14 protein-coding genes are annotated in these 13,265 nt (G+C 35.0%); all 14 read left to right on the plus strand.

Translation table 11 applies throughout. The features are described 5' to 3' along the window. Positions 1–310: 310 nt before the first annotated feature. Positions 311–742, plus strand: a complete 432-nt coding sequence (gene queD / locus JRC48_RS02350) for a 6-carboxytetrahydropterin synthase QueD (RefSeq protein ID WP_235070269.1) — start codon at positions 311–313, stop codon at positions 740–742. Continuing rightward, positions 742–1,410 (plus strand): putative 7-carboxy-7-deazaguanine synthase QueE, encoded by a 669-nt coding sequence (gene queE / locus JRC48_RS02355; RefSeq protein WP_235070270.1) that lies wholly within the window; start codon positions 742–744, stop codon positions 1,408–1,410. The genes queD and queE overlap by 1 nt, the downstream gene beginning before the upstream one ends. 1 nt (position 1,411) lies before the next feature. Then, positions 1,412–2,008, plus strand: a complete 597-nt coding sequence (folE, locus tag JRC48_RS02360) for a GTP cyclohydrolase I FolE (RefSeq protein WP_235070271.1) — start codon at positions 1,412–1,414, stop codon at positions 2,006–2,008. 12 nt (positions 2,009–2,020) lie between these two features. Continuing rightward, the gene (gene queC, locus JRC48_RS02365) at positions 2,021–2,677 is read left to right on the plus strand and encodes a 7-cyano-7-deazaguanine synthase QueC (protein ID WP_255703621.1); all 657 of its coding nucleotides are present in this window, start codon (positions 2,021–2,023) and stop codon (positions 2,675–2,677) included. A 4-nt stretch (positions 2,678–2,681) separates the two neighbouring features. Continuing rightward, on the plus strand, positions 2,682–3,179 hold the full coding sequence (gene queF / locus JRC48_RS02370; protein ID WP_235070273.1) for a preQ(1) synthase: 498 nt from the start codon (positions 2,682–2,684) through the stop codon (positions 3,177–3,179). A 293-nt stretch (positions 3,180–3,472) separates the two neighbouring features. Beyond that, positions 3,473–3,946: a GNAT family N-acetyltransferase gene (locus tag JRC48_RS02375; protein WP_235070274.1), complete on the plus strand. Its 474-nt coding sequence runs from the start codon at positions 3,473–3,475 to the stop codon at positions 3,944–3,946. A gap of 234 nt (positions 3,947–4,180) precedes the next feature. Further along, positions 4,181–5,683, plus strand: a complete 1,503-nt coding sequence (locus JRC48_RS02380) for a glycoside hydrolase family 32 protein (RefSeq protein ID WP_235070275.1) — start codon at positions 4,181–4,183, stop codon at positions 5,681–5,683. Positions 5,684–5,757: 74 nt separating this feature from the next. After that, positions 5,758–6,174: a methylglyoxal synthase gene (locus tag JRC48_RS02385; protein ID WP_235070276.1), complete on the plus strand. Its 417-nt coding sequence runs from the start codon at positions 5,758–5,760 to the stop codon at positions 6,172–6,174. A gap of 237 nt (positions 6,175–6,411) precedes the next feature. Continuing rightward, positions 6,412–7,074: an FMN-dependent NADH-azoreductase gene (locus JRC48_RS02390; RefSeq protein WP_235070277.1), complete on the plus strand. Its 663-nt coding sequence runs from the start codon at positions 6,412–6,414 to the stop codon at positions 7,072–7,074. Between the two features lie 271 nt (positions 7,075–7,345). After that, complete coding sequence (murI, locus tag JRC48_RS02395; RefSeq protein ID WP_235070278.1) at positions 7,346–8,122, plus strand: glutamate racemase; 777 nt, start codon at positions 7,346–7,348, stop codon at positions 8,120–8,122. Between the two features lie 106 nt (positions 8,123–8,228). Then, the gene (locus JRC48_RS02400; protein WP_235070279.1) at positions 8,229–8,696 is read left to right on the plus strand and encodes a hypothetical protein; all 468 of its coding nucleotides are present in this window, start codon (positions 8,229–8,231) and stop codon (positions 8,694–8,696) included. 68 nt (positions 8,697–8,764) lie between these two features. Beyond that, complete coding sequence (locus JRC48_RS02405) at positions 8,765–8,971, plus strand: spore protein A (protein WP_235070280.1); 207 nt, start codon at positions 8,765–8,767, stop codon at positions 8,969–8,971. Between the two features lie 702 nt (positions 8,972–9,673). After that, a complete protein-coding gene (locus JRC48_RS02410; RefSeq protein ID WP_235070281.1) occupies positions 9,674–11,698 on the plus strand; it encodes a peptide ABC transporter substrate-binding protein in 2,025 nt (674 codons plus the stop codon). 75 nt (positions 11,699–11,773) lie between these two features. Next, the gene (locus tag JRC48_RS02415; RefSeq protein WP_235070282.1) at positions 11,774–13,264 is read left to right on the plus strand and encodes an ABC transporter permease; all 1,491 of its coding nucleotides are present in this window, start codon (positions 11,774–11,776) and stop codon (positions 13,262–13,264) included. Position 13,265 lies beyond the last annotated feature (1 nt).

Below are 13,265 nucleotides of genomic sequence, written 5' to 3' on the forward strand. Positions count from 1 at the left end.
CATCCCAATATTTATAAATCATCCCCTGTTTTATGAGGTTCGAAAGAACCTCCTTTTTTTATAGTTATAAGAGAAATGTAGAATTTTGTTTGAAGATAGGCTTGCTAATTTATTCTATTTGTGGTATAAAGGTTATAAATTAAATCAGACAGTTCATTCAGACCATCCTGTCTTTAAATAAAACTAGGCTCGTATAGATAAAGAAACTATTGGCGCCTTTGCGCCTTTTTTTATTGCTAAAGAAAAGCTTCTTTTGTGTATGTCTAGTGATGTTCATAAAAGAAGCTTTTTTTGTAGGGAGGAAATAAGTATGTTTACGTTAAAAAGTGAAATTCAATTTGATATGGCTCATTACTTAAGTGGGTATGAAGGAAAGTGTAATAATATTCATGGTCATCGCTATCGATTAGTTGTTAAGGTCTCTAGTGAAACGTTACATGAAGAGGGGCAATTACGTGGAATGGTGACTGACTTTTCGAATGTCAAAGCTGTTTTAAAAGAAATTCATGACTTATTTGATCATAAGTTAGTGATCGAAGATAATGAAGAAGGACGTCGTGTGGTCAATAAATTAAATGAATCGGGAAAATTATTTGATATCTTCATGGTTCCATATCGTCCAACAGCAGAAGAAATGTCACGTCATATTTATCATGAAATTAAAAAGCGTGGAATCCCTGTGACAGAGGTTGAGTTATATGAGACTCCAACGAATAGCTGCACTTACAGGGAGGCGATGTAATGTTTAATATTATTGAAACGTTTGTCTCGATTGATGGGGAAGGCCCAACATCGGGTGAGTTAGCAACGTTTATTCGTTTTTCTCACTGTAACTTAAGATGCAGTTGGTGTGACACGGCTTATTCTTGGGATGGGACGTCAAACGTTAAGCAAATGAGTGTTGAAGAGATTTATCGTTACATTAAACAAACGAATGTTAAAAATGTGACACTAACGGGAGGAGAGCCTTTAATTCAGCCCAATATTGAATTATTACTAGATGCGCTTCTTGAAGATCAGGAGTTAGTCGTTCACATTGAAACAAACGGATCAGTTGATATTACGGCGTTAAAAGAAAAATATCAAAATCGTTCGCTACATTTTATTTTAGATTATAAATGTCCAGCTAGTAAAATGAGTTCAAGGATGTGTCATGAAAATTTAAAGGCCGTGGATCAAAACGATGTTTATAAATTTGTCATCGCCGCACCAGAAGATTTACATACGGCATTATCTATTATGAAAAGTTATGATTTAATTGATCGATGTCAAGTTTATTTCAGTCCTGTCACGGATAACATTGAGCCAAAAGAAATTGTTGAATTTATGAAAGAACATTGCTTAAATGATGTTCGTTTACAATTGCAACTACACAAATATATTTGGCCAAAAGAAATGCGAGGAGTTTAAGATGAATCGTCAAATTGATACTAAAAAGATTGAGTCATGTATTCGTGAGATTTTAATCGCACTAGGCGATGATCCGGATCGTGAGGGATTAAAAGAGACACCTAAACGAGTAGCGAAAATGTATGAAGAAGTATTTGCCGGAATGACATTAACAAATGATGAAATCGCTAGTTTGTACGGAACAACGTTTGAAGAAGAAATTTCAGACGAACAGTCGAATCATAACTTTGTCATTGTTCGAGACATTCCGATTTTCAGCTACTGCGAGCATCATTTAGCCTTAATGTATAACATGAAAGTGAGTGTAGCTTACTTACCAAAAGAAAAAATTATTGGTTTAAGCAAGATGGCAAGGATCGCGGATATGGTTGGTCGTCGACTTCAACTTCAAGAGCGTATCGGTGAGCAAATTGCCGAAATTGTTGAAAAAATTACAGAAAGTGATGCCATTATTGTTCTCATTCAAGGTGAGCATAGTTGTATGACTTCAAGAGGCATTAAAAAACCAAACTCATCGACAACAACCGTAACTTATAAAGGGAAGCGAATTGAAACGGATTCAAATTTAAGACAAGAAATGCTTCTATTAATGAAATAAGGAGTGATGAAGATGAATAAAAAAGCAGTCGTCGTTTTTAGTGGGGGTCAAGATTCAACCACGTGTTTATTTTGGGCCATGGAACAATTCGATGAAGTCATTGCGGTGACGTTTGATTATAATCAGCGACATCGTCATGAATTAGATTGTGCAAAAGCGATTTGTGAAGAGTTTGGTGTGGAGCATCATATTTTAGATATGGCTCTTCTTAATCAATTAGCGCCTAATGCATTAACACGTGATGACATCGAGATTAAAGAAGGAGAAAACGGTGGATTACCTTCGACCTTTGTAGAAGGAAGAAACATGTTATTTTTAACCTTTGCAGGTGTGTTAGCGAAAGTCAAAGGGGCACGCCATCTGGTCACAGGCGTTTGTGAAACTGATTTTTCTGGTTATCCAGATTGTCGTGACGTGTTTATTAAATCGTTAAATGTCACATTAAACTTAAGCATGGATTATGACTTTGTGATTCATACCCCTTTAATGTGGCTTGATAAAGCTCAAACATGGGAAATGAGTGATGCTCTTGGAAAACTTGACTATATTCGTGAGCACACGTTAACTTGCTACAACGGCATTAAAGGTGACGGTTGTGGAACGTGTCCAGCGTGTCATTTAAGACAACGTGGACTTGAAAACTATTTAGCTAAAAAAGGAGAGAACTAATCACATGGCAGGACGCACACAAGATGAGTTAAAAACAGTAACGTTATTAGGAAATCAAGGAACAACCTATACTTATTCGTATGACCCAGATATTTTAGAAGTATTTGATAATAAGCATCCGAATAATGATTACTTTGTTAAATTTAATTGTCCAGAATTTACAAGTCTTTGTCCAATTACTGGGCAACCAGACTTTGCAACGATTTATATTTCATACATTCCGGGAGAAAAAATGGTGGAAAGTAAATCGTTAAAACTTTATTTATTTAGCTTCCGTAATCACGGAGATTTTCATGAAGATTGCATGAATATTATTATGAAAGATTTAATTAAATTAATGGATCCTAAATATATTGAAGTTTGGGGGAAATTTACACCACGCGGAGGAATCAGTATCGATCCTTATTGTAACTATGGACGTAAAGGAACGAAGTATGAGGAAATGGCAGCGTACCGCTTAATGAATCATGACTTATATCCAGAAAAGGTAGATAACCGATAATTGCAATCAGTCAGTTTTTAAAACTGATGGGCATGTTAAAAAGTGAAGTAAGCAAAAAAAATTCAACGAAAGTACTTTTAGTCATAAGATTTTTATTAAAACCGTTGTTTAGAATGAAAAAATTTTTGCTTTCAACTCTTTAATTAACTGATTTAGATGACGTAAATATGAATAACGGATTGAAAGAATTTTAAAATTCATCCGTTTCGTTTAATGCGACGTAACATCTTTTCATATAATCCAGTGTAAGAATCATCTTATCACTGGATTTTTTTATGAAACGGAGTGAGATAATGAAGTTAAAAATACGAAAAATGCAAGAAGAGGATGCGATGAAAATTGCGTTTTGGCAATATACCGAACCGTATGATTGGTATAACCTCGATGGACCACAGGAATGTGTCGAAGAGTTTTTACATGATCAATACTATACTGTCATTAGTCCTAGTGAACAAATTGTTGGGTTCTACTGTTATGGAACATCGGCTCAAGTATCCGTTGGAAAATTAAAGGGATTTTACGATGATCGAACCTACATGGATATTGGCTTAGGAATGAATCCCATATTATGTGGCAAAGGATATGGACCAAGTTTTGTTAAGATTGGAATGAAACATGCCAAAAAAAAGTTTAAGAGTGAAAAGTTTAGATTAACTGTTGCTAATTTTAATATCCGAGCGATTAAAACGTATGAAAAGGTGGGTTTCAAAGAGATTGGAGAATTTAAAACACCATCCATCTGTTTTAAAGTCATGTGTTATGAATAAACATTTAATCAAAAGATTTAAATAGTTCGAAAGGATGGTTACTACTTATTAATAAAATTAAACGGCTATAAATTAGAAGATGTACTTCATTCATCTAGAAGATTGGTAAAAAAAGATAAAAATTTAATAAAAAAGTTGCTAAAATGAAGAATCTTTTATATGATAGAGTGGTATCTAAAACGCTTTACTTAAGAGAGTAGTTTTGATTTTGAGGGAATTAAAAAAGGGGTGTAAATGAGAATGGTTGTTCCAAATGAACAGTTATTACAGCAAACAAGTGATGAATTAAAAAAGGCACGAGAATATGTTGCAAGTAAAAAAGATGAAATTATCTCGTTAAAGGAAAGAAATAGATTTCATCATATGCCAGAAGTAGGTTGGATGAATGATCCAAATGGTTTTTCTGTTTATCAAGGGGAGTATCATTTGTTTTATCAATATTTCCCATATGATGTGAAGTGGGGACCGATGCACTGGGGTCATGTTAAAAGTCGAGATTTAATTAAGTGGGAGTATTTACCTGTTGCAATGGCACCGGATCAATCGTATGAGACAGGTGGGTGTTTTTCAGGAAGTGCCTTAGAAGTCGATGGAAAACACATTTTAATGTATACAGGCCATACGAATCCAAATCCTGAAGATGAATCGTTTGTTCGTCAAGTCCAATGTTTAGCAGTTGGAGATGGTATTAACTATCAAAAGTATCAACATAATCCTGTCATTAAGACTGAACAAATGCCAGAGCGTTCAAGTTTAACGGACTTCCGTGATCCGAAAATATGGAAAAAAGATGGAACATATTATTGTGTCCTTGGAAGTAAGAGTGATGAAAATAGTGCACGAGTGCTGTTATATCGTTCTGAAAATTTAATGGATTGGACGTATGTCGGTTTAGTCGGAGAAAGTAATCATGAATTTGGATACATGTGGGAATGTCCAGATCTTTTTCATTTAGATGGAGAAGATGTTTTAATTATGTCACCACAAGGGGTGCCAGTTGAAGAATTCAGACATAAAAATACAAACACAACGGTTTATTGTTTAGGACATTTAAATTATGAGACGGCTCATTTTGAGCGTCGTGTCATGGAAGAGATTGATTATGGATTAGATTTTTATGCGCCACAAACGACTGAAAGCTTAGATGGTCGACGTATTATGATTGCATGGATGCAATCTTGGCATCAAAATATGCCAACGGATCAATACGGATGGGTCACATCAATGACCATTCCACGCGAGCTAACGATTAAAGGCGATGTGATGTATCAATGGCCAGTTCGTGAAATTAACAAGTATCGAACAGGGCATATTAGACATGATTCGGTGATTGTTAACGGTCATAAAACATTAGCGGGAATTGAAGGTCGTCATCTAGATATGGAAATGGTCATTGACTTAAAACAAGCGAAGCGTTTTGAAATAAAAGTCATGAAAGGTCAAGGACAAGAAACGACAATCCTTTATGAAAAAGATCGTGAGGTCCTAAGCTTTGATCGTCGTCAAAGTGGAAGCGGAATTGAAGGTCTTAACTATCGAGAAATGCCTGTTTCATTAATCGATGGTAAGTTATCACTCCGTTTACTTATGGATACTTATTCAGTCGAGTTGTTTGCTCAAAACGGAGCTCATGCGATGACTTCAACGGTTTACTCAAGTTTAGATGCTCAAGGCATTGAGTTTATCAGTGATGAGGAAGTGGAAATGACCATTGAAAAGTGGGAATTAAACCTTTAATTTGATCAACTGTTAGTTGAAAAAGAAATAAGACGCAAGAATCCGTCACAAGATAAAATGAAACGAGGGTGAAAATGTTGAAATTAAATGTTGCACTAATTGCACACGATCGAATGAAAGACCAAATGGTTAATTTTTGTTATGCTTATGAACGCATTTTAAAAAAACATGAATTATATACGACTGGAACAACGGGATCTCGAATTGAAGCTGGAACGAAGTTAAAAGTGAGTAAGTTGGCATCAGGACCGCTTGGCGGTGATCAACAAATTGGAGCGATGATCGTAACAGAAGATATTGATTTAGTGATTTTCTTACGTGACCCATTAACGCCGCAGCCACATGAAACAGATATTCAAGCCTTAATTCGTTTATGTGATGTTCACTATGTCCCAATTGCAACGAATTTAGCGTCAGCAGAAATTTTTGTCAACGCACTTGATAAAGGCGAATTAGACTGGCGAATTTTAAGAAGACGTCATCAGTCATGATTTCTTTTAGTCATAACGAGATAACGCTTCATTTTGCTAAACGATGAAGCTAGTTTCAATAAGTGAGAGTTAAACAATGAAGTGAAATTTAGCCTAAAAAATGAGATCAAAAAGATCTCATTTTTTGTTTTAATAAGACTTAATTAAAAGAGAGAGCTGATTCAAATGACATAAATAAAGCAGTGTGGGTCATACTAGCTAACGTAACTTATTCAATCATTAAGTAGAGGTGTGACCATGAAAAAACTACTGTATATCACTGTAAACTCTAAGCCTGAGACACAATCAACTTGTCGAACTGTTGGTCGTGCGTTAGTGAATGAAATTCAATCCGTTTATCCCGAGTTTCATCTAGAAGAATTAGATTTATATCAAGAACATATTCCAAGATTAGAGTATCAATATTTTGAGTCAAGAAACTGCATGATTCACCAAGAAGCGTTAGAACAATTACCGCCAAAAGAACAAAAAGAAGTTCACCAAATTGTGAAGCTATGCGATCAATTTAAAGAAGCTGATGTGATTGTGATTGCGGCTCCGATGTGGAGTTTATCTTTTCCCGCTCCTTTAAAAGAATACATTGATTGTATTGTTCAAGTCGGAAGAACGATTACGTTTGATGGCCTTTTATCGATGCCAAAAGGATTGTTAAATGATAAACCAAGAACCGTTGTTTATGTCCAATCATCAGGGGCTAATGTTATGTGGATGATGAATCCCATTTTAAATAAAGGATTAAGATACATCGAGGATATTATGAAGTTTATGGGGATTAAAAAGTTTGAAGAGTTATTAGCGGATGGAACAGGGGAAACAGAAGAAGAAAGACAAAAGGCGATTGAACAAGCTAAAAAGAAAATTCCAAGTATCGTGAAGCACCTAGAGTTTAGTAAAGAATAAGATGAAAAGATCGTTAACAAAGAAGCATCAAGTAAAAGATGATTAAAAGATAAAAATCTGACGTTAGAATCAAGAAAAACGTAGAGATGAATAAAGGCAAAAACTTCATGAAGAAATGAATGATGACCTCGTGATTTGAAATTCATGAAGCGGTTTGTGATTACGTTATTTTCATAGGTAGTCAAACAAAAGGATTTCATGATATAATTCTCATACATCAGAATTATTTTTTATAAAAACTTTTATCTAGATAAAAGTTTTGGAGGTCAATATGAGAATTGGTTTTTTTGATTCAGGAATTGGTGGATTAACGGTTTTAAGTGAAGCGCTGAAACGTTTGCCAAATCATGAATATTTATATTATGCAGATACATTACATGCCCCTTATGGGCCTAAACCTAAAGAAGAAGTTCGAGACTATGTGCTTCGTGCGATTAATTTTTTAGTTGAAGAAGGAGCAGAAATGATTGTCATTGCTTGTAATACGGCGACAAGTATTGCGGTGGCAGAACTTCGACAAATGTATGACATTCCAATTATCGGGATGGAACCTGCGGTGAAGCCGGCAATTGAGTGTGTTTCCAATAAAGATCAACGTGTTTTAGTAACTGCCACACCGCTCACACTAAAAGAAGAAAAGCTAAAGAAACTGATTGCGACGTTAGATATACATCATCAGACCGATTTATTACCGTTAGCTGATTTGGTCCGTTTTGCTGAATCGGATCAATTTTCAGATGAGGTGATTCTTCCGTATTTAAAACAGGCCCTTCATGACTATGACATTCAAACGTATGGGGCGGTTGTTTTAGGATGTACGCATTTTCCATTATTTCGAGACTCATTTAAAAAGATTTTTTCTTCTGAGGTTCAACTTATTGATGGAAGTAAAGGAACAATTTCACACTTAGAAAAGCTAATGTTGAAGCAAAACGCTCAAATCAGTGAGACGCCTTCAGTCACGTTTTATCGTTCAGGTGTCAAACTTGAAAGTGAAAAAGAGATTGAACCATTTTTAAATATTTTAAATCGACTAGGGGTTGAATAAACGAAACGGTTTTAAAAAGAATGAGGGTGAGTAGTCATATGTGATCACTTCTTATCATAAAGTAATCTTAACTAAGTAGAGAAAATGATAAAGATGTGGTGATAACATGGACTTTCAAAATGTAAATCCCGAGTTGTTTATCGTTGTTGGTGAATTACTTGGAAATGTGATAGCAAACGAACTCCCATTTAATGTACAAAATGCGGTCGGCAATTGGTTACAGCTTGTAGGACAAGCGATTGAAACCTATAATGCACAGCAACAATATTATCAACAAGGTCCTGGGCGTTATTTCACCCCTGATAGTTTTAATGTGGATAATCCATTTTGTCAACAAACTCAGCAAGGCTCACAAAATGGATCAGCAGTGAGTGGTTCGGATCAAGCTCCACAACAAGAGGACGTTTTACCTAAGTCTTCCCGAGACACAAATGAGGCAGATGGAAATGAACGTTCAACAGATGGGGCGCTTCATATCATTAAACTTCAAGAAACGATAGAAAAACTTATGAATCGAATGGAGCAATTAGAGTCAGAAATTGAAAACTTAAAATCAATGGGCGAGACAGAATAACTCATGTTAAATTTTTAACATGAGTTATTTTTGTTTGCACATAATAAAAGACGTGGAGGTGATTAATGATGAAACATTACAGTCATCAAACGTATCGAAAAGTAAATGAGAAATCAGAGGTAGAATTTGCTTCGGAATTTGCTCCACTGGATCATTATTTAGATCAAGAAGCACAACGCGCCTTTTTATCAGCAAAAGCTGGTGGAATGATTACGAAACGTTTAGTTGAAGTTGGCGAACAAATGCTAATAAAAAATAAAACTAAAAATGATTAAATCAAAGGCTCTGTTTTAAAAGAGTGTTGATATTTAACTAAAAACATGTACGTCAGGTGGATGCCATGAAACGATTCATCCATTGACGTTGATATGGCCACTGGTTTTAGTCATCAACATTTATTTAAAACACAGCCAAATCAAAAAAAATCATAAAGAAGTTTTTTCTTTATGGTTTTTTTATTTAACATAAATAGACACCATCCATCTTTTAACGTGTTTAAAAATGATGACTAAAACTTTAAACCTAGAAGTTTTCATCGTACGTTATGTCTTCATAAACTGCTCAATAATGAACACGTTTGGCTTTAAAGATATCATTCATTGACTGAATTCGATCGATCACAGAACGAGAAATCATACAAAAGTCGTTACATCAGGAGAAAAGGAATGTAATTTGAAATCAGAAAAACTCAAGATTTGAAGATGAAAAGGTTTATTATCTGCTAAAAAAGGTGAAAAAATGAGATGCTCTCTATTATAAAATAAGAGACAATCATTTAATTTCTATTAGTAAAAGTAGTTGACTTAATAATCACAAACTAAGACACGATTTATACATGGAATGTTCATAAAAAAAACATAATTTAATATTTAAAAACGATTTCATCGAAGAACGCTATTTACTTTTACAAAAAATGGAAATATAATACATCGTAACATCACATCAAACAGGTGATGAGATAAAGGGAGGGACCAGATATGAATAAGAAACATTTATGGTTAGCCGGAGCATGTTTACTTGCTGTCGGGGGATGTAGTAATGACAGTGAAGTAAAAGAGCCTGAAAACAAACCACAAGATGAGGGAGGATCAGAAAGTACAGACGTTTATCGAAACGACTATAACTATGTGTACTCAAGTGATCCAGATACGTTTGATTACCTTTATTCATTCCAAGCTATTGACAATGAACATACTTCAAACTTTGTGGATGGATTATTAGAGCATGATCAATACGGTAACTTAGTTGGTGCTTTAGCTGAAAGTTATGAAGTAAACGACGATTCAACGGTATTTACGTTTAAGATTCGTGAAGGAGCGACATGGGTTACAGATGAAGGGGAAGAATATGCAGATGTAACGGCACATGACTTTGTTGCTGGATTACGCCACGCAGCAGAATTCCAATCACAAACACTTTATTTAGTTCAGTATACAATTAAAAACTTAGACGCTTATACAAAAGGTGAAGTTGAGTGGGATGAAGTTGGAATTAAAGCGCTTGATGATTATACACTTGAATATACGCTTGAAGAACCAACACCATATTTCCATACGTTAACAACTTACTCAACATTAATGCCAGTGAATCAAGAATTCTTAGAAAGTAAAGGAGAAGGATGTAAATTAGGAAGTCCAGATCCAGGGAACTGTTCATTTGGGGAAGTCGCAGCAGACGGAATTCTTTACAACGGGGCTTACATTTTATCAAACTACGCTTCAAAATCAGTGATTGAATATACAGCTAATGAAAACTATTGGGATGCTGAACACGTGTACATTCCAAAAGTAAAATTAGTTTACTATAACGGATCAGATCCAGATAGTTTATTCAATGGATTTGATAAAGGTGAATATTCAGCGGCACCTGTTTATACAGATAACGCAGCTATTTATAAAACGGCCAAAGAAAAATACGGAGATGCGATTTACATTAGCCGTACGACATCAACGACATTTTGGATTTCATGGATTTTTGATCGTAATATTTATCATGCACCAGGAAATGAAACTCAAGATGTGTCACCACAAACAGATAAACAAAAAGCAGATACTAGTTTAGCAAAACAAAACACAGCGTTTAGAAAAGCGATTTTCTATGCATCAGATATTTCGGCTGTTAACTCTCAATACGTGGGAGAAGATTTAAAACTTGGACGTTTACGTAATACATTAACACAACCAGATTTCGTGTTAACAAGTGAAGGAACATTATACGGAGACTTAGTTTCTAAGGCGTTAACACAAACGAATCCAACGGAGTATCCAGAAGGATTTGATTTATCAGATGGACAACTTGCATATTATAACCCAGAGTTAGCTTTACAATATGCAAATCAAGCAAAAGAGGAATTAGGAGCTTTAGGTGTTGAATTCCCAATTCAATTAGATGCTATTGTAAATGGTGAAAGTGAAAAAGGCGTAAAAGCTGCTCAAGCATTAGCTGATGTCTTAGAAACAAATTTAGATGGATTTGTGAAGTTAAATATCATTTTATCAGACTCAACGACGATGTCATCAATGAATACAGCTGACACAATGAATACCGATCTTTATATTGGAACAGGTTGGGGACCAGACTACGGAGATCCAAAAACATACGTCGATATCATGGACCCAGATAGTGGAGATATGTTGAAATATTTAGGATTAAACTGGACAGGATCAGAAGTTGGAGAAGATGCGGCGGTTAAAGAAGCCATCGGATTATATGAATTTAAAGCATTAAAAGATGCGGCTGAAGCAGTGATTGATGATAATGATAAACGCTTTGAATTATACGCACAAGCAGAAGCTTACTTACTTGATAATGCCTTATTCATTCCATACATCACACAAGGTGGAAATTACTCAGTTTCAAAAGTTGTTCCTTATACTAACTTATACGGAGCTTATGGATTATCAGATTCAAAATATAAATATATGCAAGTATCTGATAGTATCGTAACAAATGAAGAACGTGAAGCGCTAAAAGCAGATTGGGAAAGTAAATTAGGGGAATAAGTGTGACTTTAAATATACAAAAAGATTGGGGCTTTCCCTAATCTTTTTGTATATCAAAATAAAGGGGGAATAGTCATGAAACACTATATGTTTAAACGATTTTTGAGATCCTTATTTTCGATATTTATGGTGCTAACGATTGTTTTTACATTAATTTACTCAGTTATCCCTCGTGATCGTGTGTTCTTTTTGGATAGCAACGTGGAAAAAATCCAAAAAAGGCCAGACGATTATGCCAATTATAAATATGTTCAATGGGAAAAGTTGGGTTACTTAAATTATGAGACGATTCAAGATTATTGTAAAGGATTATATGGAACGGCTAATGAGCAATATTCAAACTGTATTTTACCTGAATCAAAGGAAACGTCGGACTATATCGAGTTAAAACAGCAACAAGGGTGGGAAACCTTCTTCTTTGAACAATCAAGACAAGCTTATGCGGTTGAAGAAATTTCAGTTTTACGTCGAGCAATCAACTGGTGGGTGAACTTAATCGAAATTGATTATCCAGGAAAAGTTCAGACTCAAAATGAAAATTTAGAGCGTCAAGTGTATGTTGGAAAAGATTTTAATGGACGTCCAGCACTCATGTGTTCAGGATGTGAAAGTAAGTATTTACTTTATTTTAATGGAAGCTTTCCTTATATCCATCAAAATTTTATTCGTCTAAACTTAGGAACGTCATATCCAACTTATAGTGGTCAAGAAGTATTAGAAGTTGTTTCAAGTTCTCAAGGAGAAAAAGTGAAACAAGAAGTGACGATGCCAAATGGAGAGGTTAAATCATCGTCAATAAACTTCTATACGTGTAAATATAAAGAGACGTTAGATAGTATGGATCAAAAGAATTTTACAGATCATTATGCCGACTGTGAAACAATCAAAAGTGATCCATCGATGATTCACATTTCATTTTCGATGGGGCTTGTTTCTCTGTTATTAACGTATATTATTGGATTGCCTATTGGGATTCAAATGGCTAACCATAAAGGAAAATGGATTGATAAGTTAGGTCAATGGTATATTATCTTTATGAATGCCATCCCAGCATTAGCTTACATTGTTTTAGTTCGTTTTATCGGGGGAAAATATTTCGGACTACCATCAATGTTTCCAATGCTTGGAGCGAATGATTATCGATCATATATCTTACCAATCATCTCGTTAACGTTAGGATCAGTAGCGGGTCGAATGATGTGGATGCGCCGATACATGATTGATCAAAGCACGATGGATTATGTGAAGTTTGCTCGTGCTAAAGGGTTATCAGAAAATGAAATCTTCTTTAAACATATTTTTAGAAATGCGATTGGACCAATTGCTCACGGAATTCCAGCAGCAGTTATCTTATGTATTTCAGGAGCATTGATTACTGAGGGGGTTTATAGTATTCCTGGAATGGGGAAAATCTTACCTGATTCTATTTCCATCTATAATAACTCGATGGTTGTTGGTTTAACGTTTATCTTTACTGTTTTAAGTATTTTATCAACCTTCCTTGGAGATTGGTTATTAACGTTAGTTGATCCACGTATCAGCTTAGAAGAGAAAGGGGGACATTAAG

The sequence above is a fragment of the Turicibacter sp. TJ11 genome, assembly GCF_021497505.1.
Taxonomy (GTDB): Bacteria; Bacillota_I; Bacilli_A; order MOL361; family Turicibacteraceae; genus Turicibacter.

Excerpts from the sequence above, each read along its gene's own strand:
- queD (WP_235070269.1), top strand. The coding sequence starts at position 311 with ATGTTTACGTTAAAAAGTGAAATTCAATTTGATATGGCTCATTACTTA.
- queE (WP_235070270.1), top strand. The coding sequence starts at position 742 with ATGTTTAATATTATTGAAACGTTTGTCTCGATTGATGGGGAAGGCCCA.
- folE (WP_235070271.1), top strand. The coding sequence starts at position 1,412 with ATGAATCGTCAAATTGATACTAAAAAGATTGAGTCATGTATTCGTGAG.
- queC (WP_255703621.1), top strand. The coding sequence starts at position 2,021 with ATGAATAAAAAAGCAGTCGTCGTTTTTAGTGGGGGTCAAGATTCAACC.
- queF (WP_235070273.1), top strand. The coding sequence starts at position 2,682 with ATGGCAGGACGCACACAAGATGAGTTAAAAACAGTAACGTTATTAGGA.
- JRC48_RS02375 (WP_235070274.1), top strand. The coding sequence starts at position 3,473 with ATGAAGTTAAAAATACGAAAAATGCAAGAAGAGGATGCGATGAAAATT.
- JRC48_RS02380 (WP_235070275.1), top strand. The coding sequence starts at position 4,181 with ATGAGAATGGTTGTTCCAAATGAACAGTTATTACAGCAAACAAGTGAT.
- JRC48_RS02385 (WP_235070276.1), top strand. The coding sequence starts at position 5,758 with ATGTTGAAATTAAATGTTGCACTAATTGCACACGATCGAATGAAAGAC.
- JRC48_RS02390 (WP_235070277.1), top strand. The coding sequence starts at position 6,412 with ATGAAAAAACTACTGTATATCACTGTAAACTCTAAGCCTGAGACACAA.
- murI (WP_235070278.1), top strand. The coding sequence starts at position 7,346 with ATGAGAATTGGTTTTTTTGATTCAGGAATTGGTGGATTAACGGTTTTA.
- JRC48_RS02400 (WP_235070279.1), top strand. The coding sequence starts at position 8,229 with ATGGACTTTCAAAATGTAAATCCCGAGTTGTTTATCGTTGTTGGTGAA.
- JRC48_RS02405 (WP_235070280.1), top strand. The coding sequence starts at position 8,765 with ATGAAACATTACAGTCATCAAACGTATCGAAAAGTAAATGAGAAATCA.
- JRC48_RS02410 (WP_235070281.1), top strand. The coding sequence starts at position 9,674 with ATGAATAAGAAACATTTATGGTTAGCCGGAGCATGTTTACTTGCTGTC.
- JRC48_RS02415 (WP_235070282.1), top strand. The coding sequence starts at position 11,774 with ATGAAACACTATATGTTTAAACGATTTTTGAGATCCTTATTTTCGATA.